Annotated in this window: 22 protein-coding genes; 12 read left to right on the top strand and 10 right to left on the bottom strand. The window is 55.4% G+C overall.

Translation table 11 applies throughout. The features are described 5' to 3' along the window. The first annotated feature begins 15 nt into the window (after window positions 1-15). From VNX88_12040 to ribB, 7 genes are all read left to right on the top strand, one after another. Window positions 16-1,149, top strand: coding sequence for a winged helix DNA-binding domain-containing protein (locus VNX88_12040; protein ID HWY69392.1), 1,134 nt, complete (start codon window positions 16-18; stop codon window positions 1,147-1,149). Window positions 1,150-1,587: 438 nt separating this feature from the next. Beyond that, window positions 1,588-2,502: a pyridoxal 5'-phosphate synthase lyase subunit PdxS gene (pdxS, locus tag VNX88_12035; GenBank protein HWY69391.1), complete on the top strand. Its 915-nt coding sequence runs from the start codon at window positions 1,588-1,590 to the stop codon at window positions 2,500-2,502. A 101-nt stretch (window positions 2,503-2,603) separates the two neighbouring features. Further along, window positions 2,604-3,209, top strand: coding sequence for a pyridoxal 5'-phosphate synthase glutaminase subunit PdxT (gene pdxT / locus VNX88_12030; protein ID HWY69390.1), 606 nt, complete (start codon window positions 2,604-2,606; stop codon window positions 3,207-3,209). 390 nt (window positions 3,210-3,599) lie between these two features. Continuing rightward, window positions 3,600-4,349 (top strand): cytochrome c oxidase subunit 3, encoded by a 750-nt coding sequence (locus tag VNX88_12025; GenBank protein HWY69389.1) that lies wholly within the window; start codon window positions 3,600-3,602, stop codon window positions 4,347-4,349. A gap of 331 nt (window positions 4,350-4,680) precedes the next feature. Further along, window positions 4,681-4,908, top strand: a complete 228-nt coding sequence (locus VNX88_12020; GenBank protein ID HWY69388.1) for a hypothetical protein — start codon at window positions 4,681-4,683, stop codon at window positions 4,906-4,908. A gap of 110 nt (window positions 4,909-5,018) precedes the next feature. Continuing rightward, a complete protein-coding gene (locus VNX88_12015; GenBank protein HWY69387.1) occupies window positions 5,019-5,654 on the top strand; it encodes a DUF4126 domain-containing protein in 636 nt (211 codons plus the stop codon). A 48-nt stretch (window positions 5,655-5,702) separates the two neighbouring features. Then, on the top strand, window positions 5,703-6,869 hold the full coding sequence (gene ribB, locus VNX88_12010) for a 3,4-dihydroxy-2-butanone-4-phosphate synthase (protein HWY69386.1): 1,167 nt from the start codon (window positions 5,703-5,705) through the stop codon (window positions 6,867-6,869). Between the two features lie 9 nt (window positions 6,870-6,878). Here ribB and VNX88_12005 read toward each other — a convergent pair whose 3' ends face one another. The 3 genes from VNX88_12005 to thiS all read right to left on the bottom strand — a co-directional run bounded on the left by VNX88_12005 (window position 6,879) and on the right by thiS (window position 8,152). Beyond that, window positions 6,879-7,142, bottom strand: coding sequence for a hypothetical protein (locus VNX88_12005; GenBank protein HWY69385.1), 264 nt, complete (start codon window positions 7,140-7,142; stop codon window positions 6,879-6,881). 32 nt (window positions 7,143-7,174) lie between these two features. Further along, on the bottom strand, window positions 7,175-7,714 hold the full coding sequence (locus tag VNX88_12000) for a MerR family transcriptional regulator (GenBank protein ID HWY69384.1): 540 nt from the start codon (window positions 7,712-7,714) through the stop codon (window positions 7,175-7,177). Window positions 7,715-7,873: 159 nt separating this feature from the next. After that, a complete protein-coding gene (gene thiS / locus VNX88_11995; protein HWY69383.1) occupies window positions 7,874-8,152 on the bottom strand; it encodes a sulfur carrier protein ThiS in 279 nt (92 codons plus the stop codon). Window positions 8,153-8,154: 2 nt separating this feature from the next. On the opposite strand from thiS, the gene rdgB reads away from it, so the two are divergent. Then, the gene (rdgB, locus tag VNX88_11990; GenBank protein ID HWY69382.1) at window positions 8,155-8,787 is read left to right on the top strand and encodes an RdgB/HAM1 family non-canonical purine NTP pyrophosphatase; all 633 of its coding nucleotides are present in this window, start codon (window positions 8,155-8,157) and stop codon (window positions 8,785-8,787) included. On the opposite strand, the gene VNX88_11985 is transcribed toward rdgB, so the two are convergent. Continuing rightward, window positions 8,780-9,310 carry a hypothetical protein gene (locus tag VNX88_11985; protein ID HWY69381.1) on the bottom strand — a complete coding sequence of 177 codons (531 nt, stop codon included), beginning with the start codon at window positions 9,308-9,310 and terminating at the stop codon, window positions 8,780-8,782. The genes rdgB and VNX88_11985 overlap by 8 nt on opposite strands. Before the next feature lie 176 nt (window positions 9,311-9,486). Between VNX88_11985 and VNX88_11980 the strand changes: the two genes are divergently transcribed. The 3 genes from VNX88_11980 (at window position 9,487) to sdhB (ending at window position 12,891) form a co-directional block, all read left to right on the top strand. Further along, a complete protein-coding gene (locus VNX88_11980) occupies window positions 9,487-10,251 on the top strand; it encodes a hypothetical protein (protein HWY69380.1) in 765 nt (254 codons plus the stop codon). Window positions 10,252-10,321: 70 nt separating this feature from the next. Then, window positions 10,322-12,094 carry a succinate dehydrogenase flavoprotein subunit gene (gene sdhA, locus VNX88_11975; GenBank protein ID HWY69379.1) on the top strand — a complete coding sequence of 591 codons (1,773 nt, stop codon included), beginning with the start codon at window positions 10,322-10,324 and terminating at the stop codon, window positions 12,092-12,094. Window positions 12,095-12,135: 41 nt separating this feature from the next. Next, the gene (sdhB, locus tag VNX88_11970) at window positions 12,136-12,891 is read left to right on the top strand and encodes a succinate dehydrogenase iron-sulfur subunit (GenBank protein ID HWY69378.1); all 756 of its coding nucleotides are present in this window, start codon (window positions 12,136-12,138) and stop codon (window positions 12,889-12,891) included. A gap of 254 nt (window positions 12,892-13,145) precedes the next feature. Here the strand turns inward: sdhB and VNX88_11965 are convergent, their stop codons facing one another. Beyond that, window positions 13,146-14,120, bottom strand: coding sequence for a glycosyltransferase family 2 protein (locus VNX88_11965; protein HWY69377.1), 975 nt, complete (start codon window positions 14,118-14,120; stop codon window positions 13,146-13,148). Window positions 14,121-14,184: 64 nt separating this feature from the next. Further along, window positions 14,185-15,876, bottom strand: a complete 1,692-nt coding sequence (locus VNX88_11960; GenBank protein HWY69376.1) for a carboxypeptidase regulatory-like domain-containing protein — start codon at window positions 15,874-15,876, stop codon at window positions 14,185-14,187. Between the two features lie 105 nt (window positions 15,877-15,981). On the opposite strand from VNX88_11960, the gene VNX88_11955 reads away from it, so the two are divergent. Further along, complete coding sequence (locus VNX88_11955) at window positions 15,982-16,617, top strand: sugar transferase (protein HWY69375.1); 636 nt, start codon at window positions 15,982-15,984, stop codon at window positions 16,615-16,617. A 7-nt stretch (window positions 16,618-16,624) separates the two neighbouring features. Here the strand turns inward: VNX88_11955 and VNX88_11950 are convergent, their stop codons facing one another. From VNX88_11950 to VNX88_11935, 4 genes are all read right to left on the bottom strand, one after another. Further along, on the bottom strand, window positions 16,625-17,719 hold the full coding sequence (locus VNX88_11950; GenBank protein ID HWY69374.1) for an FAD-dependent oxidoreductase: 1,095 nt from the start codon (window positions 17,717-17,719) through the stop codon (window positions 16,625-16,627). Next, window positions 17,707-18,381: a methyltransferase domain-containing protein gene (locus VNX88_11945; protein ID HWY69373.1), complete on the bottom strand. Its 675-nt coding sequence runs from the start codon at window positions 18,379-18,381 to the stop codon at window positions 17,707-17,709. Before VNX88_11945 ends, VNX88_11950 begins: the two co-directional genes overlap by 13 nt. 6 nt (window positions 18,382-18,387) lie before the next feature. Then, complete coding sequence (locus tag VNX88_11940; GenBank protein ID HWY69372.1) at window positions 18,388-20,139, bottom strand: ABC transporter ATP-binding protein; 1,752 nt, start codon at window positions 20,137-20,139, stop codon at window positions 18,388-18,390. Window positions 20,140-20,437: 298 nt separating this feature from the next. Continuing rightward, window positions 20,438-22,744 (bottom strand): LptF/LptG family permease, encoded by a 2,307-nt coding sequence (locus tag VNX88_11935; GenBank protein HWY69371.1) that lies wholly within the window; start codon window positions 22,742-22,744, stop codon window positions 20,438-20,440. Window positions 22,745-22,751 lie beyond the last annotated feature (7 nt).

Genomic DNA, 22,751 nt, shown 5'->3' with positions numbered 1-22,751 from the left:
CATAATTGTCCGCGCATGTTGAAGCTCACCTGGCGGAATGTAGCGGCGTGGCGGGTTCGCCGCCATTATCTCGATCAGCGCGCTCCGGCCGGCAGCATGCTGGAAGTTGCGAGCCGTCTCTGCGGTTTGCACGCGCAGTTGATGTCGTCGGCGGAGCTGACGGCGTGGGCCAGAATCGAAGGTCTCAACCGGGACGCGATCAAGCACGCACTTTGGGAGGAGCGCACGCTGGTAAAGACCTGGGCGATGCGAGGAACGTTGCACCTGCTTCCTGCTGATGAACTGCCCATGTGGCACGCCGCTTTGCGCACCAGCAAACGATATCTGAGGGAGTCGGCGTGGAAGAAGTATTACGGCATCACGCTCGACGAACTTGATCAGATCACAGAAGCGATCGGCAAGGCGCTTGACGGCCGCTTACTCACGCGGGAGGAGCTCGCTCAAGAGGTCGCGCGGATCACCAGACGGCGTGCCTTTGGTCCCAAAGTGGCACTGAGCAGCTGGGGGACACTCCTGCGGCCGGCTGCGTTCACCGGTCTTCTCTGCTTCGGGCCGAGTGAGGGGCAGCTGGTTCGCTTTACGCGTCCTGCGAGCTGGCTGGGCTGCGCAATGAAAGCCGTTGATCCGCAGACAGCAATAGCGGAAATCACTCGCCGCTTCCTGGCCGGCTACGGTCCGGCCACCTATCACGATCTGGCGCGCTGGTGGACCGGCGTCGGAGTTTCAACTGCGCGGGAATGGATCGCAGCGCTCGGTGACGAGGTCTGCCGAGTGGACCTGGAAGGCACTCAGGCGTGGATGCTTGCTGTCCACGCCCGTGAGGCACGCGAGTTCGAGCCGGGAAAATCCGTCCGTTTGCTGCCGGGCTTCGATCAATACGTGATTGGTGCTTCTTTTCACGCCGAACGTCTGCTGGGATGCAAGCTACGGAGTAGCGTGTACCGGCCACAAGGTTGGATTTCGCCTGTCTTGCTGGTAAATGGCTTCATGCAGGGCACTTGGCGCCACGAAATCAAGGGCGGTCGCGTGAACGTTGTTGTCGAGCCGTTCGTGAGGGCGCCCGTCTGGGTGCGACGCTCGGCAGCCGAGGAGGCTGAGCGATTGGCTGAGTTCCTCGGCTGCTCTTTGAGTCTTACCTGGAGGACTTGATCTTGGTCGACCAGATCGAGACCGATGAAACCACGACGGACACGACTGAAACGAAGGTGAAGATTGACACCCCAGGCCGTTCCGTCGTACCAAGAGAACGAGGGTCAACATGAGAGTCTGCGAAACCGTTGCTTCAATGACATGCACTTGTCGGCCTTGCGGCTCCGGGAGAATTCTCTGCAAGTTCCCTCAGAATTCCCTGAGGGATCGCAAATGCCCTGTGTTTATGCTGGTCCGAGGAAAAGAAAAAAACTCCACGGGAATTATTCCCTGCCGAATTCCCTGAAGCAGGGAATTCGGCCCTTCCAAATTTGCAAAGCGTTGCTGACTTCTGTCGGCCGATATACCGCTTCTCACATTGCCGGAACTGCTAAAATTAAAGTTCCCTTCCATCCTGTCGCAATGACCGGAGGGAGAGGTGCGCGTGGAGAGTGCTTTATGTCTGACATGAATGGGAATGGTCTGAGACTCAAGACGGGTCTTGCGGAAATGCTGAAGGGCGGCGTGATTATGGACGTCACCACCGCCGCGCAAGCTGAGATTGCCCAACGTTCCGGAGCAACTGCGGTTATGGCTTTGGAGCGTGTGCCCGCTCAGATCCGCGCCGAGGGTGGAGTCGCCCGCATGGCCAAGATCGCCGTGATTCGCGAGATCATGAAGGCGGTGGATATTCCCGTCATGGCAAAGTGCCGTATTGGACACTTCACTGAGGCTCAAGTTCTGCAGGAACTCGGTGTGGATTACATCGATGAGTCCGAAGTCCTAACACCTGCGGACGAAGCGCACCACGTCGACAAACATGCCTTCAAGGTTCCATTCGTATGCGGAGCCCGTGATCTGGGAGAAGCATTGCGCCGCATCGCAGAAGGCGCAGCGATGATTCGCACGAAAGGTGAGGCCGGAACAGGCGACGTCGTTCACGCTGTGAAGCATATGCGGCAGATCGTGAAAGATATGCGTGCGCTGACCGTCCTCGGCGAAGAAGAACTCTATGCCGCGGCGAAAGAGCTGCGAGCTCCCTATGAATTGGTCCGCATGGTGGCGAAAAGCGGCAAGCTTCCCGTTCCCAACTTCTCCGCAGGTGGAATCGCTACTCCCGCAGATGCGGCACTGGTGCGCCAGCTTGGAGCCGAGGCAGTATTCGTAGGCTCGGGCATCTTCATGAGCGACTCCATCAACTTTGCCCCTGCCAAGGAAGCGGAGATCCGCGCTCGCGCCATCGTGCGCGCGACCACCCATTTCGACGATCCTAAAGTCTTACTCGAGACGAGCGAAGACTGTACCGGTGCCATGAAGGGACTCGCCATCGCTGCGATGTCGGAAGCCGACATGCTGCAGAAGCGTGGCTGGTGAGCTAAAACGGGGGCGTTGCTGACTTGTTGTTGAAAGTACTTAGGTCAGGAACTGTCCGCCTGTCTGAAGCCTTTCGCTCACTTACTCATCGAAGACTAAACGTGGCCGATCAAATCACAATTGGAGTGCTAGCCCTGCAGGGTGACTACGACGCTCATCGTCAGACACTAAGCCGTCTAGGCGTCCGGAGCGTGCTCGTACGCAAGCCGGAAGAGTTGGACGAAATCGATGGTCTGGTGATTCCGGGTGGGGAATCTTCAACCTTTCTGAAATTTCTCGAGCGCGAAGGATTTCTTACCAAACTGCGTGATTTCGTCGCGCAAAAGCCTGCCTTTGGCACCTGCGCGGGCGCAATACTTTTGGCAAAGGAAGTCAGGAATCCACCACAGGAAAGCCTGGGTGCCCTGGATATTGCAATTCAACGAAATGCATATGGTCGTCAGATCGACAGTTCGATCGTGACCGGTCCCACCAAGCTTGACGGACCACCCATGGAGATGGTCTTCATACGCGCGCCGCGCATAGAGCGCACCGGAGCTGGAGTCGAGGTACTCGCTGAACGCGAGCAACATCCGGTGCTCGTAAAGCAGGGCAAGACTCTGGCTGCAACTTTTCACCCTGAATTGTCCAGCGACACACGTGTCCATGAGCTGTTCGTGAACATGGTCAGAGAGCAGAAGAAATCGGGTGATCGGGTCATTGGGTGATCGGGCGAAGTGAAACCGTGAACACTTCGTGGACTTTGCAGTTACTGTGATTTTCAGCAAACAACTTCAAAGGCTGTCATCCTGAGCCCCTTTTTTGGGCGAAGGATCTCCCGAAATATCTCCGGCATGATTGCAGTCGGTAGGGCTCTCTCACGAAGAGCCAGAGTTCTTGGCCAAAGTGCCAAGCAGCAGCAAGAAAGCTTTACGCATTCCGGGGGATCCTTCGCCCAAAACAGGGGCTCAGGATGACAGAATCTTGGAGCAATTCGTTACTGCTAAAGATCGGCCGTTACTTCGCCCGATCACCCGATGACCCGATCACCCGATTCCCCCGATTCCTTCTAGCGTGGAGACCCTAAACCGTGGTCAAATTGGACCGGCGTACCAGCCATGTCCGCAGTAGAAACCAAGGTCCCCTCGAAGGTCAGTGCACCGGATTCCGGTGGACGCGGTCCACACATCAAGCTTCCGACCGGAGGCGGCGGTGACGGAGAATGGAGCCGCCAACCGACACCGGATCCCAAGGACCGGCTGAAGAGAGCGCGAGTCGCTCTCGCGGTGTTGATGACTACTTCGGTAGCCCTGTTTGTGTCTCTCTCCATCGGCTATCTCTGCTTGCGGCGCGGACAAACTGTCTTTGACCGCGCGACCCAGACCTACATCGCGGTCTGGAAACCGATTTCGATTCCGAGCATTCTTTGGTGGAACACGCTGCTATTGATCCTCAGTAGCATGGCACTGGAATTGGCGCGCCGAGAGTACTTTCGCGATGAAGCTCTCATGGAAGAATGGCTCGGACTTACACGGTCCACTCTCCGGCGGGCTTTTCCCTGGCAGGTTTTAGGGATCGTGTTTGCCGTAGGTTTCATCGCTGGACAACTCGGCGCGTGGAGCAAATTAAGAGCTCAAGGAGTCTTCCTTGGCAGCGGACCTAGCAGCCAGTTTTATTACTTTCTGACTGGATTACACGGGCTGCACCTAGTCGGAGGCATTGCCGTCCTAATTCTGTGCATGATCGCAGGCTTTGCCGGGCAACGTGTCGAATCGAGGCAGATCATGATCGACATCACCGCTTGGTATTGGCACGCGATCACCGTCGTCTGGTTTGGTCTGTTTGCACTCTTAAAAATCTCGGCCTGACCGGATCCGACAAAAACTGCCTCTCAACTCTGAAATTCCCTGCAAAACTCAATGTGATAGCCGTTCTCTTTGAAAGAAACGACACTATTGGGCCTGCGGACGAGAGCCTTGGAACGTCTCAAGTACTAAGGTGTTGCTCCTAATTATTGGAGCAATCTACAGTTTTTCATTGCTTTTAGCGGCATTTATTCATAATATCGGAGGTTTTACGGCTCGCTCTGGAGCCGCCTGAGAGCAACGACTTTGTAAGAGCTTCATCGTGCTTATCTGAATCCAGAGGGGTTAGCTCGTAATCGAAGTAGTGAAATCATAATTAAGGCAGGTAGAAATCATGGCTAAGCGTCGCGGAAATCCGAACTGGGGAAAGCCGGAGCCGATCGGACCGGTAGTTCCTGTAGTTACGTCTTTCGAGCAGGCGGTGAAGGAGTTCAAGCTCCTTCCCGACCAGTATCTGCGTTCTACACGTCTGCGCGAGTGGGCACGTAAGAACAAGAATTCAAAGTACATTCCTGAGCCCCTTTTGGAAGCTTGGGGATTCGAAATCGAATCGACTCTGTAACCTGAGTCGATCTTGAAAGAGGCCGCCACAGGCGGCCTTTTCATTTTTCGGAGAATCTCTGGTTCTGTTTCCGCCGCAGTTCCATCGAAGATACTGAGCAACGCGTTTTTATGGATCTCAACGAAGCGCAAATTATTTCACTGGTGATTGGGGCGAGCTTTGCCGCGGGCTTGAATGTCTACGCGATGTGCGGGACCCTCGGACTGCTGGGCCATTTTCAGGTGGTACACCTTCCACCAGGTTTGCACGTTATCGAGAATCCGTGGGTTATTGCGGTGTCGCTGGCGATGTTCGTGTTGCATTTTTTTGCTGACAAGATCCCAGCCTTTGACCTCGTGTGGAATTCATTGCACACCTTTGTCCGAATCCCGCTTGCGGCGTTAGTCGCGTATGCGGCGACATCGCAGCTCGGTCCTGGCGCTCAAATTGCCAGCACGGCATTGGCGAGCGTGATCGCCGGAGTGGCGCACACGGGCAAGTTTGCCGCGCGGGCTGCAGTTACGCCTTCCCCGGAACCGGTCTCAAATATGGCCTTGAGCGTAGGCGAAGATGTGGTTGCTGTTGGTCTCACGTGGTTTGCAACTGTACATCCCTACTGGACTGCAGCCATCGTCGCAGTGCTCTTGATCTTTACAGTGATTCTGATCCGAATGTGTGCTCGCGCGGTGCGCTCGTTGTTCGCTCGTGGAATGGCCTTCTGGCGCCGGCCTGCGAGTCCCGAGGTGGCTCAGCCTCCGGCTGCATGATGCATTCGTATTGCTAGAATCGTAGTTATCAGTTCCTATATCAGGCTCATGAATAGCTCTTTCACCGACGTCCAAACCGCGCTCGCCGAGATCCGGCAAGGGCGCATGATCATCGTCGTCGACGACGAGGACCGGGAGAACGAAGGCGATCTCACCATCGCCGCGGAGTTCGCCACGCCCGAGGCTATTAATTTCATGGCGAAGCATGGGCGCGGACTCATCTGTCTGGCGCTCACCGAAGATCGTCTCGACTATCTGCGCCTGGGCATGATGACCACTCACAACACCTCCCAGTATGGAACTGCGTTTACGGAGAGCATCGACGCCCGGGACGGCATAACCACAGGTATATCGGCGTACGACCGCGCTCGAACGATCAAAGTTGCGATCGATCCCGGCAGCCGGCCGTCTGACCTGGTGAAGCCCGGACACACTTTCCCGTTGCGCGCGCGCAAAGGCGGAGTGCTGGTACGAGCAGGGCAAACTGAGGCCGCAGTGGATCTTGCGCGCATGGCTGGCCTTGTTCCTGCCGGCGTGATCTGCGAGATCATGAAGGAAGACGGCACCATGGCGCGCGTGCCAGATCTGATCGAGTTCTGTAAAGAACACGAGTTGAAGATGCTGACGGTGGCTGAACTCATTCGCTACCGTATGCATCACGAGCGCTACATCCGCCGCATCGGAGAAGGAATTCTTCCTACGCGCTACGGGGAGTTTCGGCTGGTCGCATATGAGTCAGAGATAGATGGAGGCGAATCGCACGTTGGTCTGCTTTACGGCGATGCCGGCGACGGAGACAGTCCCGTTCTGGTGCGGGTTCACTCTCACTGCCTGGTAGGAGATGTGTTCGGAACCACTCTCTGTGAATGCAATGCCGTACTGGATCGTTCGATGAAGATGATCGCAGACGTTGGTCGCGGAGCAATTATCTACCTGCACCAGACGTCCAAAGGCTTCAATGTGAGGGAGATGGTCGGAGGCAGTGCGCTTACTTTTGAACATGAGAGCCGTGATGCCAGAAACCCCGAGCATCAGCGCCGAACGCAGCGGCAAATCGGATTGGGAGCCCAGATACTCTCTGATCTAAATCTGCGGCGCATTCGCCTGTTGACTAATCATCCCCGGCGAGTGCCCGCGCTGGAAGGGTTCGGTATCGAAATCGTCGAACAGGTTCCGATCTCAACTACCGCCGCTGCCGCTCAAGAGCAGAAATAGCCACAAGCGCTAATTTGGCTTACAAGCCCGCACGTCTTCGTCGCGGATAAAAAAGTGGGCCGAGCATTCGTTTGAGCCACAAATGACCGGCGTAATCCCGGCCATCTGCCGGCGGGTGATCAGTCCCAGCGTGCCGCATGCCGGGCAGGCGAGCACTGCCCAGTAAGGATCCTCGTTCTTCCCGACCTCTCCGGCGTTTTCGAGCACGAAGACCGTGCCGGGTTGCATCTGTTCGGGAATCCACTCCGTCAGGATGTTCAGCTCAGCCACCATGGTCACCTCCGACCAGTTAGGGCAGGTTGCGCTCAGGCCGTACGCCGAAGACGCCGCCGGTTGCTTTGACTCGATCGCTCTTCCCCGGGCCTCGGACGCCGCATGCCATTGCGCTTGCGAAGCTGGGCATGAACCTCCTGCACCGCGTCAGTCAAACAGACCGACAAAAGCGGTTGGCGTGAGTTCTTGAGCAGATCGACGATTTGCCGTTCAGAGTTCTCCAGGTAAATTCTTTTGCCATCCGTGAGCAGGTGGTATTCGCTGCCCGAGGTCACCGTCTCGACCAGCCGTTTGCCTAGTTCCCGCTGCAGATATCGCATCACCTGCCGCACTCGCTGAAGTGAGAATCCCTTGTTCCGCAACTCGCAGATCACAGCTACTTCGGCGAGATCGTCGACACTGTAGACGCGATTTCTTCCCCGCCGCTGCGGAACAACGATCTTGCGTTCATCCCACCATTGAAGTTGCCGCGCCGTAATGCCCGTAAGCTCGATTACGTCGGCGGACGTGAACTCCTGGCCTTCAAGGCTTCGAACCTCTTGGCTGTTGCCGGTTTGTGAGTGAGATCGCATCTAACCAGCTTCAAACATTTCGCAATAGAAATGTTTTAAACAAAATACACCTTGGGTGTTTCATGTCAAGTGATATCAGGTGATTTAGAAGGTGCAGGAGCCGTGGGCGAGAAAACTTACTGTGCGGCAAAATGTGGGAGTCGAGACTGCGGACTGGTTCTAGTAATCGAATCCACCGCCGACGAAATGAACGATCTCCAAACGGTCACCCTCGGAGAGCGAGATGTCGGTCCACCGACTTCGTGGAGCGATCTCCCGATTGAGTTCCACAGCGATCCGGTCACCTTTCAACCCGAGATGCTCGATAAACGCAGCAAGAGTTCGTCCGCTGGGAAATTCTTTGGGCTCCCCATTCACCACGACTGTCATACCAAAAGTGTAAAGGAAGAAATGGTTGGCGGTTGAGGAACAGGCCGCCGCGCAAATTATGATCGACATCGATGACTCTCATCTACGTTGCAAGCTCAAACAAAGGAAAGCTCGCAGACTTTGCGGCTGCCGCTCAAGAATATGGTGTCGACATTCGTCCGCTGCCGGGGATCGAGGGAATGGATGCGCCTGAGGAGACAGGCGCAACTTTCGAGGAGAATGCACGCTTAAAAGCTGAGTACTACAGCCGGCACGCGGGAGGAGAGATTGTGATTGCCGACGATTCCGGGCTCACGGTTGATGCTCTCGGTGGAGAGCCAGGAGTGCGATCGGCCAGGTATGCCGACGACGCAGGTATCGTCACCAATCACCCGGATGCCGCGAACAATGAGCTTTTGCTCAAGAGGACAGAAGGCGTTCCCGATTCCCGCAGACAATGTGCCTTCGTCTGTTCCATTTCAGCAGCCCGCGATGGCAAAACGCTCAAAGTCTTCAATGCAGACGCTCGTGGACTATTGCTTCGCGCTCCTAAAGGAAGCAACGGCTTCGGTTACGATCCGCTTTTCTATTTTCCAGAGCTAAGCAACTCATTTGCGGAAATCTCGCGCGAAGAAAAGCTGAGAGTCAGTCACCGGGGAAAGGCCTTTAGGCTTTTTCTGGAGTGGATCGACGAGTCAACTCGCAGCCATTCCCAGATTAGCTGAAACATTTCGCGAGAGCCGAGGCTGCGGCGGCCAACCGCGAAAGCTCCGAGGGGTAGAAATCTGCACCGGCAGCCTTGGATGTAGAGCCCTTGCGGCTAATCTGAATCACTCCTACGACTCCGGCGGAACCGATCACGGGAACGCTCATCACCTTCTGAATGACCATGGCATTCCGTTCCGACTTGCCCGGTGCACGCGTTTTCGACTCCACTGGCACAGACTCAAAGACGCTGGCGTGGCGCACTTGAGGAAAGTTGTTGATGGCTTCAGGACGTTTTGTGCTCGCCGTTCGCGCAGCCAGAGAATGCGAGTGGCTTAAGGGGATCATGCCGACACTCGACAACTGCGGGGGATAGATGAACTTGAGCTGGTTCTTTTCAAGCTTCAGAATCGCCACTTCATCGTCGTGAACACCAAAGCTGCGAGACAACTCTTTTGCGATCTTGGCCGTGTTTTCTGGTGTTAGTCCGGTTGCCTGGCACTGATCAGCGAGCTGACTAAAAGGCAGTGTCGACGATGCCAACGAGGGTTCTCCTCACGCAATTTCAACTGTATCGACTTGCACAATAAAAATCGACTGCGTTCCACGCATGCTTGTTGCGAAGACCAACACACTTATTTGACTCGCTTCCGAGCGGAACCCGATAATAAAAGGTTTGGTATCGATATTCGGAACTAACTGAGGAGACTCGCAACGCGATGGCAACGGCAGCGCCTCCGAGCGCCGGCTATGAGCAGGATCAGTGGAAGGGGGTAAAGCCGCTGCGTGCAGGAGAAGGGCATTCATTTCTCCTTCGCCGCCTGCATTCGCTGAGCGGTATCGTGCCGATCGGCGCCTTCCTGGTCGAGCACTTTGTCTCAAATGCGTATGCGACCAACGGCCCGCACGCGTATGCCAGCCAAATCAAGTTTCTAAATTCCCTTCCCTTCGTGCCATTTCTGGAATGGGGACTCATTTACATCCCAATCCTTTACCACGCGCTGTACGGAATCTTTATCTGGTACAGAGGCGAGTCGAACGTTGTTTCTTATCCCTGGGAAGGAAACTGGCTCTACACCGCGCAACGCTGGACAGGAATCGTTACCTTCGCTTACATCCTCCAGCATGTTTACAGCTTGCGGTTTACCGGAGTTCACCTGGTGGAGTATCCCGGGGCAGGCTTCGGTAAGGTGCAGCATGAACTAGCGAATCCATGGATGCTGGCTTTCTACATCATCGCGATCGTGTGTGCATCGTGGCACTTTGCGTATGGAATTTGGTTGTTCTGTGCCAAATGGGGAATCACGCAGGGAGAACAAGCGAGGCGGAGAGCCGGCGTAGTCTGCTTTGGGATAGGGCTATTGTTTGTAGTGATCGGACTAGTCACCGTAAAAGCATTTGTAGCTCCTCGTAACCCAGACTGGCGCAACATGGGAACCGACCCGGCAACCGCGAAGCGGGTGGAAGCTCAACCGGTGGAATAGCAACGATCACTAAAGTTCGCTTCGTGGCAAATACCGATAACAAGGCACCCGATTCGTTGATTTCAAGTTAATGGCAAATCCGAAAATCATCGTCGTAGGCGGCGGGCTGGCAGGACTCTCAGCCACTATCAAGATCGCAGAAGGTGGCGGGAATGTTGATTTATTTTCCGTCGTCCCGGTAAAGCGCTCGCACTCAGTCTGCGCTCAGGGGGGCATTAACGCCGCCAAGAACCTCAAAGGCGAGGGAGATAGTACCTGGCATCACTTCGACGACACCATCTACGGCGGTGACTTCCTGGCGAATCAGCCTCCCGTGAAAGATATGTGCGAGGCGGCGCCGGCGATTATCGATCTGCTCGACCGCATGGGAGTTCCCTTCAACCGCACGCCGGAAGGACTTCTCGACTTCCGCCGCTTCGGCGGCACTCTCTATCACCGCACCGCTTTTGCCGGAGCGACAACTGGCCAGCAATTGCTATACGCGCTCGATGAGCAAGTGCGCCGATACGAATCGGAAGGTCGCGTCAGCAAGTTTGAAACCTGGGAGTTCCTCTCCGCAGTGCTCGATGCGCAAGGCGTGTGTCGCGGAATCTGCGCGCTGGACCTGTGCTCGATGGAGGTCCGTACCTTCCCTGCCGACGCTGTCATTATCGCGACTGGCGGAATCGGCGCGATCTTCGGGAAGTCTACCAACTCGGTTGTCTGTACCGGATCGGCGCAGTCCGCGTTGTATCAGCAGGGCGCGTACTACGCGAATGGCGAGTTTATCCAGGTGCATCCAACGTCGATTCCCGGCGATGACAAACTTCGGCTTATGTCGGAATCGGCGCGCGGCGAAGGAGGTCGAGTCTGGGTACCGAAGACTCCTGGCGATAAGCGCGATCCGAAGACCATTCCCGAATCGGAGCGCTGGTACTTCCTCGAGGAATGGTATCCGAAGTATGGGAATCTAGTGCCACGCGACGTGGCCACCCGCGCGATACATAAAGTTGTTTATGAGGATGGCCTCGGGATCGACGGCCAGCCGATGGTCTATCTCGATCTTACTCACATCGATCGCGCGACGCTTGATCGCAAACTTGAAGGAATACTTGAGATCTACGAGAAGTTTGTAGGCGATGATCCTCGCGTTACCCCGATGAAGATCTTCCCTGGCATGCACTACACCATGGGGGGTTTGTGGGTGGACTTCAAGCAGGGGACAAATATTCCCGGAATTTTCGCCTGCGGAGAGTGTGAGTACAGTTATCACGGCGCTAATCGACTCGGTGCCAACTCGCTGGTTTCATGCATCTACGGCGGCTTCGTTGCCGGTCAGCAAGCTGTCGCACGTGCAAAGAATCAAGCCAAATCCAACACCGCGGCGAATGGAGCCTTTGACTCGGAACGCAAACGCCAGCAAGAGATCAACGCTCGGCTCATGAGCTCGGAAGGCAGCGAAAATCCTTTCCGCATTTGGCGTGAGTTGGGCGAGATCATGACCAAAGACGTCACGGTAATTCGTTACAACGCAGCGCTCGCGAAGACCGATGAAAAGATTGTGGAATTACTTGAACGTTATCAGCGGATCAATTTGAGCGACAAAGAGATGTGGGCGAATACCTCCTTCGTCTTCACACGCCAGCTCTACAACATGCTGCAGCTCGCCCGTGTGATCACTCAAGGTGCGGCGCTGCGCAACGAGTCAAGGGGCGCGCACTACAAGCCAGAGTTCCCTGAGCGCGATGACGCTAACTTCCTCAAGACAACGAAAGCATATTTCGCCCCCGATGCCGATGAACCTCGCTTCGAATTCGAGCCGGTGGATACGTCGTTGATCAAGCCTCGGCCACGTAAGTACTGAAGGGAGATTAGGCATTAGCATTCAAATTCATCTGGAGAGCAATGGCCCAAAACCCTAAGACGGTAATCATCAAGATCAAACGTCAAGCTTCCCCAAACTCTGAGCCTTACTGGGAAGAGTTTTCTTTGCCTTGGAAGCCGGGTATGAATGTGATCTCGGCAATGATGGATATCGCCGCGAATCCTGTGACTCGAGGGGGGAAACCCTCGCGTCCGATTACCTACGATTCAAACTGTCTCGAGGAAGTCTGCGGCTCTTGCGCGATGCGCATTAATGGCCGCGCTCGCATGGCATGCTCTGCTCTGATCGACAAATTGGAGCAACCGGTCAGGCTCGAGCCGCTCTCGAAATTTCCCGTAATACGTGACCTTGCTGTCGATCGTTCAGTTCTCTTCGAGAACTTGAAAAGAGTTAAGGCGTGGGTTCCTGTTGATGGAACCTACGATCTGGGGCCCGGACCAAGACAGACGCCTCGTCAGCAGGAGCAGGCTTATCCGCTATCGAGATGTATTTCATGCTGCTGCTGCATGGAGGTGTGCCCGCAGTTCAACGACAAGACTAATTTCGTTGGTGCGGCGACGATTGCGCAGGTTCGGCTCTTCAACACTCATCCCACGGGAGCAGCCTTGAAGGAAGACCGCCTGCATGCACTCATGGGTGATGGCGGGATTCAGGAGTGTGGTTACGCGCAGAACTGCGTGGAGGTTTGCCCAAAGGACATCCCACTCACGAATGCCATTTCAGAAGTTAGCGGACAGGTGATGAAGCAGGCGATCAAGGATTTGTTCACCGGATAACGCTAGCCTCTCCTCTAAGCCTGTCATCCTGAGGCCCTCTCTTGGCCGAAGGATCTCCCGCGATGTGTCGATCTGAAATGCTGTGTCCTGGCTCTTTGGCCAGCATTTCCCACTATTCATGAAAAGTCAAAACGGTATTTTCTGGCCGAAGAGCCGAGAAGCAGCGTTCGCGACTTACGCATCGCGGGAGATCCTTCGGCCAAAAGAGGGCCTCAGGATGACAAACTTTCATGCACGAATCAGGAAAAGATTTGCTAGTCGTTGACTGTCTCGCCGGTATGAGAGCGAAGAATCCGATCTACAGAGTAAGGCGCGCGCCGGGCGGGCTCATGATAGTGGCGAACTTGCATCTCGCCAAGCAAACCTAGCGCCAGGAGCTGCACTCCGGCGACGATCAACACGGCGGCGAAGACGAGAAGTGGACCATGGGCGTCCATTACGTTCGCATTGTGAAGCACCTTTTGAGACGCCAGCCACAACGCGATTAGCGAGCCCGAAACAATGCCGCTTGCCCCAAAGGCCCCAAAGAAGTGGAGTGGACGCGAGAGATATCGCAGCAGGAAGCGAATTGTGATCAGGTCGAAGAAGACCCGCAGAGTCCGCGAAATCCCATAGTGCGAGTTGCCACGCTCCCGGTTGACGTTGCGAATGGGAATCTCGCAAATCGAAGCCCCGTACCAGGACGCCAATGCAGGAATGAAACGGTGCAGCTCACCGTAAAGTGGCACTTGATTGATGATTTCGCGCCTGTACGCCTTAAAGGTCGTGCCGAAATCATGAATATCGACTCCGCTGAGCTTCGCCATCAGCCAATTCGCGCACCGCGAAGGCACTCGCCTGAGTACGAAGTTATCGATGCGTTCTTTACGCCATCCACTGACGATGTCGTAACCCTCGCCGATCTTTTCGATGAATGTCGGGATGTCGTTCGGATCGTGCTGAAGATCGCCGTCCATCGCGATTATGTACTCGCCGGAGGCGTGGTCGAAGCCCGCTGCAAGGGCAGATGTTTGACCGAAGTTTCTCCGTAGCTTTACTACAGTGACGCGGCTATCAATCGCGGCAATCTCGCTCAGCAGGTGGAAGGTGAGATCCGTACTCCCGTCATCTACAAAAACGAGTTCGAAACTCTCGGAGTATGCCTCCATCACGCCCTTCAAGCGGTCATACAGAACGGTGACGTTCTCCTGCTCGTTATGAAACGGCACCACGATTGAGTACTTCGGCATACTGTCAGATTATACGGGGAGATTGCGTCAATTTACACCCGAAAGACTGATAAGACCAGTCATTTCACTGCTGTGTTTCCGTGCCAACCGGAATGGATTTCAGATCTAACGTTTCCTGGGCAGATTCCGATAGTCGGACGGTATGTGCCTGCGCGGTAAAGCTCTTCAACCACTCTTCGTCCTCGTAAGCGCCTGGTTCGATGTGCTCGAATGCGTAAACCCGATAAGTGCCGGGACGAAGTCCCTGAACCTGATAGCGTCCGTTCTGATCCGTTGTCACCGTTCGGAATCGATCCGCAGTCCCGCTGAGGCGCTGCTCCGGGACGAGGACGACAGTCACACCCGGATCGGGTTTATCGTCGGCGCCGGAAATTACCCCGCTAAGCTTGGCTCCGGTGGCAAACACCAAGTCCAGACTTCGGCTGCTGGCTGGACTGAACCCTTTCTCCAGTACGTCGTCACGGCCCGCGGTTGCGGATTTGAGATACATCTCCGGAGGAGCGCCATAGGAGCCGACCCTATACCTCTCGTCAGCCGACGCCTGAAGCGTAAATGAACCATCCTCCTTCGCATGGGCGTATGCACCCCGCATGAAGTCCTGGGCGTCTTCTGGGGATAGTGCAATCTGAACCGAAGATGGCTTGGCTGACGACCCGCCGCCATCGAATATCACATGGCCAGTCACGTCTACTTTTGGCGATAGCGAAACAACCAGGCCCTGAATGTCTCCTTCACGCACATCCACTTCGATCCGTCCACTCGCGGACGATTTGTCGTCTTCCTGTTGCGCGATCAGGTTATAAGACCCGGGAAGCACTTGTTTGAACGTGAACGTATTGTCCTCGCGCGCGCTGGTGTTCGGGCCGCGACCAAAAGCGAATTCGCTTTCCCCACGTTTTACCAGCATCAGCCAAGCGCCGCGTCCTGATGTTCCCTGCGCTCCCCCGACGATACGTCCGCTTACCGTGTAGGACCTCTGGGGACTCATCGAAAAGTCGGCGCGAAGCTCGTCTCCGCCGCGTACCGTGAGCGCCGACGCTTGGCTCGCGTCTGTCACATTGGGATAGAAGACCGGTGGATAAGAGGTTGTTTCCGAAGGGGCGGAAGGATCAACGGCGTCTCCCGGGCCGGCGTACATTCCCGATCCGCGAAGCGTTGCCCGAATGTATACCTGTCCGGGGCGGATTCCGAAGATTCGATACTCACCCCGATCATCGCTGACGGCGTTACCGAGAGGCATGAGTCGACGACGACCTTGCATGTATCGGAACTGTAGCGCCTGCACCTGAACTCGAGATAGCGGCTCCGAGTCTTCATCCACGATGCGGCCGGAAATCACGCCGCCTTGAATGAGCCGAAAAACGATGTCGGTTAGCTTTTGCCCCGCGTTCAGGGAGATGGTCGTTCCCTGCTCGCCTGCATTCTTCTGCCCGTAAGTTTGGTTTACATAGCCGTTGCGCTGGGCCGCGAGAGTGTAGCGTCCGGCCTCCAGGTCCTTCAGTAAGAAGTGACCCTGAGCATCACTCACAGCGGTTGAGCCACTGCGTCCGCTTTTCTCGAGGACTCGCGCGGTCACCCACGTCTTTTTTAACGGTTGCCCGGTCGCCGAATCGAACACTTGACCAGAGATTTCCGCTTTGGGACCCCCGGAGGTGGATTGGTTGGCTGCCGTCGAATTAGCCTGTGCCCCGGCAGATTGCGTTTGACCATAGCAGCCAACGCCGGCGAAAAGGATAGCCACGAACACCCAACGCATAGAACTCCCCACTGGATTAGAACTGAGACTCTGGCATGCGTTGAAATTGTATGCGAAGCTCTATCCGGTCGTGAATCGGGCACATCCGCTCGGTACCGAAGTATCGTGGACGCATACTCACACCAAATCCCGATTTGGAAGCGCGGCCTGGATCTGCTTGTCGGCTCGCTCTGCCTGATAGTGGCAGCTCCTTTGATGCTAGTGATTGCTGTATGCGTGCGAGCGAGTATGGGGAGCCCAGTTCTCTTTCAGCAATTGCGACCGGGACTTGGAGGACGTCTTTTCGTTCTTCATAAATTTCGCAGCATGCGGATTGGGAACGGTTCGGGAAGCGACTCTGTCGACCATCGAATCTCACGACTTGGTGCGGTCCTGAGAAAAACTAGTCTGGATGAGCTTCCCGAGCTCTGGAACGTCCTGAGGGGGGAGATGAGTCTGGTTGGGCCGCGTCCCCTGCTCAAGGAATATCTGGATCGCTACTCTCCCGAACAGCGGCGGCGCCATGAGGTATTGCCGGGAATAACCGGGTGGGCGCAGGTGAACGGCCGGAATGCCCTTGATTGGGACGAACGATTCACCATGGATATTTGGTACGTCGATCACCAGAGTTTATGGCTCGACTTGAAGATTCTCTCCATGACTCTATTGCAAGTACTGCGACAAAAAGGGATCAGCCGACCCGGTCATGCCACCATGCCTGAATTCACTGGAGCAGTAGCGAACGAGAATCCGCAAACGTAGTTCCGAATCAGGCGATCATCCGGACGCGCGTTTGTTGCACCGCCAAGCGGGCTAGCGGTCCCCACTGGAGAAGTGAGAGGGCGGTGAGCCTCAGCGTTTTGGGAAGCTGCAGCAAACGTCGCAAACGAGCCGCTGCTTTCAGCGCAGGTTGCAGAAGCTCTCTGTAAGCACTGTCGTACTTCTCTAGCGCGGCCCCAAGCGAGTATTCCTCTCGCAGATATGGAGCGAGACTGAGTGCGGCAAGGCGTCCGCTGTGCAGAGCCATGGAGATGCCATCGCCGGCAAATGGATCGATAAAAGCGGCAGCGTCGCCGACCAGAACTGTATCTTTGTCGGAAGTTCGGGGCGCGCTAAACAATAACGGAGACGTGGCCACTGCTTCACTCGCGGGGTGCCAGTTGCGAGACCGCGCCGCCAATTCTCGATTTTGCCCGAAGACTCCCGTGAGAGTTCGCGCCAGATCAGCTCGTACCATCGCGGCTACGTTGATCGTGCCATTCCCTAGCGCCTGAACACCGCAATATCCGCCTCGAAAGAAATACAGATCGCAACGCAGCGAAGCGTTGTCTTCGATGAAGTGCTGTTTAAGGCCGATCCAGCTATCGCCAATCTCCGCTTTTGGACGGGAAAGATTCGACCAGCGCCCGCTCGCATTGACTACCGCCCGCGCACGCAGTCGGCTTCCTTTTGACTCGATGGAGAAGAACGATTGCTCCTTACGTACTGCGGCTACCCGTGCTCGATCACTGGCCCAAACGCCTTCGGCAATGGCCGAGTCCCAGAGGCGCTGGTCGAGTGCATGCCGCGAGAGACTCACGGCCGCAGGCTCTACTACAAAGTCCACCCCTCGATCGTCGAGAAATAGGCGAGCGGTCCTGATGCGAGGTGCGCGAGCTAGTAATTCGTCGTTAGGAATGAGCGATTTCAAGATTGGCAAAGCTTCGCCGGAGACGAATTCGCCACACACCTTATGTCTGGGAAAGCTGCCGGACTCGAGGAGTGCAACAGCGAAGCCCTCCCGTGCCGCCGTAATCGCGGCAGCGCTACCGGCAGGTCCTGCGCCGATCACTGCGACATCGAAAACCTTCTTTACGCCTTCCACAAAATTAGTCCGAAACGCTGAAAGTAGTGTGGCCAGAGATCGAACGAGGCAGCAACGCTCTTGCGAGCCAGCTCAGCAATTTCGCTCGGGGTGTAAGCCCGCCGAACCGAAGCGGGAGCATCATTGCGAGTAAGCCGGCTGCGATAGGTAAAGCGTCCCGCAGAGGCAACAATCCAGTGAAACAAATTCCGACGCAAATCGCTGACGATCACTGCACGTCTAGCGACCCGCAAAGCTTCATCGAAGAACGAGACCACGTCGGCCGGCTCGAGATGATGGCAAAAGAGGTTGCAGCCAACGATATCGAAGCTTCGGGAAGCAAAAGGCAATCGCAAGGCATCCCCAGCGACTCTTCCAAGACCAGCATCGTTCCCAGTCATGTGTGACACCGCACGATCGAGCACAGTTGCCTTCACCAGAAGACCCTCTTTTCGCAACGTTAGTTGTACGAAGTCGGCGACATCGCCAGTCCCGCCAGCGACGTCCAGGAATGACAACGATTGGAGGCGATTCTTGCGCGCGACATTCTTCAGTAGTGAAGTGATGCTGCGGAACCCACCGAAGTTTCGATTAAAGCCTCGAAGATCGAGCAGCGTACTCCGAATTTCTTCAGGCGTGCCCAAATCCTCGTCGAGCAATTCGGGCGTGACCACGCGTTGCATTGTCGGCTAAACCTTCGCGAGTTCTTCTTCCAGCAACTGCTTGTTGTAGAGATCGGCGTAGTAGCCATTAAGCGCTAACAAGTCTTCGTGAGGGCCCAATTCGACGATCTCTCCGCCGTGCAACACCGCAATCTGATCCGCTGCGCGCACGGTTGAGACGCGATGCGAGATGAAAATCGTGGTGCGTCCCTGCATGATCTCGCGCAGATGATTCAGAATACGCTCCTCTGTGTAGGTATCGACGCTGGAAAGAGCGTCATCGAGAATGAGGATGCGCGGATTGCGAATGATGGCTCGAGCAATGGCGGTCCTCTGCTTCTGTCCCCCCGATAACATTAACCCGCGTTCACCAACCACCGTCGCGTAGCCTTGAGGAAATCCGTGGATCTCCTGCGCCAAGCTGGCGGCTTGCGCTGCGGCTTCGACTTCCTCATCGGTACTTTGCTCGGTGCCGAAGGCGATATTGTCGCGAATGCTCGAGCTGAAGAGAAAGGTTTCCTGCGGGACGAATCCAATATTCTTGCGCAGAGTCTCAAGAGGAAAGTCGGTGATGTTCCGCCCATCAATTAGGACCGAACCTGCAGCCGCGTCATAAATGCGCGGAATCAAACTCACGAGCGTGCTTTTACCGGAACCCGTGGGACCCACGATCGCCAGGCTTGTCCCAGCGGGAATTCTGAGCTCGATGCCGGAAAGTACCTCTCCACCCGTCGGATAGCTGAAGGTCAGACCACGGAACTCAATGTCGCCGTGAATCGCTGAGAGTTCTTTCAAATCCGGGGCAACGCGATCGTCGGTTACATCCGGACGCTCGGAGAAGATCTCGTTGATTCGTCCCAACGAAGCTGTGCCCCGCTGGAAGATATTGATAACCCAGCCGAGCGCGATAACCGGCCAGGTGAGCTGCACCATGTACGTGTTGTAAGCCACGAAGTTGCCGACATTCATCCGGTGCAGCAGTACTTCCCTTCCACCAAGCCACAGCACGAGGATGATCGCGAGGCCCAGGAGCATCTCCAAAGTGGGCCACAACATGCCGATGAGGCGAACTAATTTCAGGCTGCGCGCTATGTATTCGCGGTTCGCGGTCTCAAAGAGTTCGATTTCTGGCTCTTCCTGAACGTATGCACGCACCAGTCGCGCACCGGAGAAGTTCTCCTGTGCTCGTGCGGAGATATCAGAGAACGTAGCCTGGATGCGTTCGAAGCGCTCGTGAATGCGTCGCCCAAAATACTGAACCAGGATGCTGGCTACGGGCAGCGGGAGGAACGCAAACATTGTCAGCCGCGGGCTGATTTTCAGCATGAAAGCAAGAGCGCCCGCAGTGAAGACGATCGTGTTGGCCGTATACATGATTGCTGGACCAAGCAACATGCGAACGGCATTCAGGTCATTAGTCGCGCGCGCCATAATGTCCCCCACGCGCGTGCGCTGGTAGTAAGAGTAGGAGAGAGACTCGAGATGCCGGAACAGATCGTTCCGCAGATCAAACTCGATCTCGCGCGAGATACCGATCAATATCCAGCGCATCAGGAACTGGAAGAGGCCTTTGCCCAGCGCAATCGCTATCAGCGCGAGCGAATAAGTAACAATCTTGTGCTGCGTTATGCCCTGATTTAGATCATTGATGGCGCGTCCGATGACCTGAGGAAAGAAAATCCAAATCAGGTTATTGAGAAGAAGCACCGACCCGCCCCAGAAGAACTGGACGCGGTATTTGTAGAGATAGGGCTTGAGTGGGTCGAGCTTCTTGAACATGACCAGAAAAATTAGACGTGCTCAGCACTCACTTCGCTTCACAGGCTCGCAGAAACGTGGCTGTCGCGGCAACAGTTCCCTGCCAATTCCGTGTTCATTTTTTGAATCTTGCCAGAAACAGCCTTAAGTGCTTTGGTAGCTCCCGATTACGAAGAAATCCACAGAAATCCCTGTTAGTTCCCTGGTTTTGAGCGAAATTTCCAAATTTCGGGCAGAATTCGATGATTTTCCGATCGAATTCGAAGAACCGCCTGTTCTTTTGCCTGTTTATGGCTATCTATCTAATTCCCTTACCGGTTTACGTTGGCACCTTCAATATGAAGTATCCACCGGCAAGGCCAAAAATCACATCAGGAGACCAGGCTGCCAGCGCCGCGGGCAACTGGTTGACGTTGCCCATGGCTTCAAACAAGCCACTTGCGATCCAGTAAACTACGGCAATTCCAATCGCTGTCGCCACACCACGAAGAGCGCCTTGTCGTCCCGCGGAGACGGCAAATGGGATCGCCAGGATCGACATTACCAACGTGATCAATGGGAAAGAAAGCTTCTTATAAAGCTGAACTCGTAACCGCACAACATCGAAGCCACCCTGCTCCAGCTCACGTATGTAAGCTTTTAATTCGTCGAAATTCATTTCGGAAGACTGCTTCACTTCTTTCTTGAAGTAGTTCGGCGGCTCGTCAATGTCCGCGAACGTTCTTACGTCGAACGTTTTGTAATCCTGCACTTGGGTGGCCGTGAGCGCACGGACCCAGCCCTGCTCGAAAACCCACTTCTTCATGGATTCATTCCAGAACACACGTGACGCAAACGTGCGAGCGGTTAAGGCGAAAGTCGGTGGATCGATGCTGAAGACGGACAGGTTTGCAAATTGGTTGCGTTCGCTATCGAAAAACTCGTAATAGTAGATTTCGCGATGGGCGCCGAAAATCCACTTTCGTTGTGGATTCAGATATGTCTGCGCGGGTTTGCCCTTGATCTCGTTCCGCAGAGCGTCTTGCCGCTTGTTCGCGTGCGGCAGATAAAACTGATCGAACAAGAACAAAGCGAATGACAACGTGGCTGCGAGTGCCACTACGGGCACAATGAGCCGATACAAACTGATCCCCGTCGCCTTCATCGCCGTCAGTTCATTGGATTTTTGCAGCAGTCCAAACGTCACCAAGACTGCGATGAGCACGCTGAGTGGCGTCATCAAATAGATCATTGACGGGATCACGTTCAACAGGTATTCGCCCACCGTGATGAGCGCGATGCGATTCCTGATGATGTCGCCCAGTAACTCGAAAAAGGTGAAGACCAGAGTTAGAACAACAAACGTGGCAAGAATGAGGCCGAGGTATTCCAGAAACTGGCGAAGCACATAATCGTCGAGAATCTGAGGAAATCGCGAACTTCTCTTGCGCAGCGGCGACGCGCTGATTGAGACTTCCGCTTGTGATTTCTCGCGTGAAAACCTCTTCGCGATATCGCTCCACACAATTCGAAATGAGACGACATCGATGCTCGATTGCTGAACTCGTCTCAGAAGCACCAGCCCGGCAAGAGCAAACAAGATGTCAGCACTCCACACTCCCAAAGCGGGCGGCACCTTCCCCTGCCTCGCGAAAGCGATGCCAGCACTCAGCGAGAAGTAATACAAAAAGACCAGCAGGATCGTGAGTACAAATCCGGTAGATTTGCCACCCTTCTTGGAAGACAGGCCCAAAGGAATTCCCACCAACATCAGCACGAGGCACGACGCCGCGAGCGCGAGTCGTCGATGAAATTCAATCCAGTACCAGCGAGCTTTTGCCGGCACCTCGGTGCGGGCTCGATACAAGAGCTCGCTCGACTTGAGCTCTGCGGCGGGAAGCAGATCACGGGATGGCGCAGGCCCTGCCGCGGGGAGTGGAATGGGAATGTCCGTCTGATCGAAGGTCGAGATCGTGTATTGATCGGGATTCTTGGGGTCGGTCTCCTGTTGACTTCCGTTCTCAAGGTGCATGCGCATCGTGTCGCCCTCGGTCACGACTATCGCACGCTGGGCTAAAGTCACCTTCGGGGCAGCAGGGTTACTAATGTCGGCGAGGAAAACGTTCCTCCACACGGCAGCACCGGAGGCGGGCTCCACGTCCTGCACGTACAACACGTATCCTTTGAGGTCCTCATAGAAGACGCGGGGTTGAACCTCAAAGGAAATCTGCGAAGTTTTCAATGAGTTCTGTAAGTTTGCGAGAGCAGCCGCCGATCTGGGAGCAATCACGACGTTGTTCAACAACGCGACAGCAAAAGCGCCAACCGCAAAGATGCCAATGATCGCAACAAATCGCCACGCACCCACGCCACTAGCTCGGAGCGCGGTGACCTCGCTGTCGGCGGCCATGCGCGATAGTCCAATCAGGATGCCGACCAGAACTCCCATGGGCAAGGTGAAGGTTAGAGCCGTGGGAATTGTGAGAAAGAAAATTTCAGCTACGCTGGGAATCGGTGCGCTGTTGCGCACGACGAGTTCGAGGATCCGCCCAACGTCGCGCATGAAGATCACGAACGTAAACAGCGCGGCGCCGATTACGCCATGGGAGAACACTTCCCACAGGATGTAGCGAGTCAGGATCCTCATATTGCCG

It is taken from the genome of Terriglobales bacterium (assembly GCA_035567895.1).
Classification (GTDB): domain Bacteria; phylum Acidobacteriota; class Terriglobia; order Terriglobales; family Acidobacteriaceae; genus Gp1-AA112.
Note: the sequence above shows the minus strand (reverse complement) of the source record. Positions and strands in the feature narration are given on the sequence as shown.